This is a genomic window from Pseudomonas protegens, from assembly GCF_003732485.1.
GTDB lineage: Bacteria > Pseudomonadota > Gammaproteobacteria > Pseudomonadales > Pseudomonadaceae > Aquipseudomonas > Aquipseudomonas protegens_B.
This window is the reverse complement of sequence record NZ_MOAK01000058.1, coordinates 40,220-41,303: the sequence shown is the minus strand read 5'-3', so window position 1 is coordinate 41,303 and position 1,084 is coordinate 40,220. Positions and strand designations below refer to the sequence as shown.

Genomic DNA, 1,084 nt, shown 5'->3' with positions numbered 1-1,084 from the left:
GAATACCGGCCTGTCACGCCGGGGGTCGCGGGTTCGAGTCCCGTCCGCTGCGCCATATCAGCCTCAAGGATCACTGAGCGCCTTGAAGCAACGGAACAAGCCATTGGTTTGATTCGCATCGATAGCAAAGACCCCGGTCGAAAGACCGGGGTTTTTTGTTTTTGCGATTAGCGTGGGGAGTTGTGCTGTTTGAGTGGCAATGTCCGAACATAAAAAAACCGCCTGTTGGGCGGTTTTTTATTGGGGGCAGAAAGGTCTTTTATCAGAAACCGAACTTGTCTCGCAGGCTGTAGTACCAGGCTCCTAGGGCGGTGAATGGAGTGCGCAGCAATTGGCCTCCAGGGAAAGGGTAGTGGGGTAGATCGGCGAAGGCGTCAAAACGCTCTGCCTGGCCGCGCAGGGCTTCTGCCAGGACCTTGCCCGCCAGGTGGGTATAGGTCACGCCGTGTCCACTGCAGCCTTGGGAGTAATAGATGTTGTCTCCCAGGCGGCCAACCTGTGGCAGGCGCGACAGGGTCAGCAGGAAGTTGCCGGTCCAGGCGTAGTCGATCTTCACGTCTTGCAGTTGCGGGAAGGCCTTGAGCATCTTCGGCCGGATGATCGCTTCGATATTGGCCGGGTCGCGGGCGCCATACACGACGCCCCCGCCGAAGATCAGACGCTTGTCGCCGGAAAGGCGGTAGTAGTCCAGCAGGTAGTTGCAGTCCTCGACGCAGTAGTCCTGGGGCAGCAGGCTGGCTGCCAGCTCATCGCTCAAGGGCTCGGTGGTGATCACCTGGGTGCCGCAGGGCATGGATTTGGCTGCCAGCTCCGGAATCAGGTCGCCCAGGTAGGCGTTGCCGGCGACGATGATGAACTTGGCGCGGACTTTACCCTGTGGGGTATGCACCACGGGGCTGGCGCCTCGCTCGATGCGTACCGCTGGGGATTGTTCGTAAATGGTCCCGCCCAGGGATTCCACGGCAGCAGCTTCACCCAGAGCCAGGTTCAGCGGGTGGATGTGCCCGCCGCTCATGTCGAGCATGCCGCCCTTGTACTGGTCGCAGGCTACGACTTCACGAATCCGCCGCTCGTCCAGTAGTTC

General features: G+C 60.3%; 1 protein-coding gene. It reads right to left on the bottom strand.

All coding sequences use genetic code 11. The annotated features are described in order from the left end of the window. Positions 1 to 262 precede the first annotated feature (262 nt). A partial coding sequence (locus BLX41_RS35505; protein WP_259744952.1) for an NAD(P)/FAD-dependent oxidoreductase occupies positions 263 to 1,084 on the bottom strand: 822 nt, incomplete at its 5' end.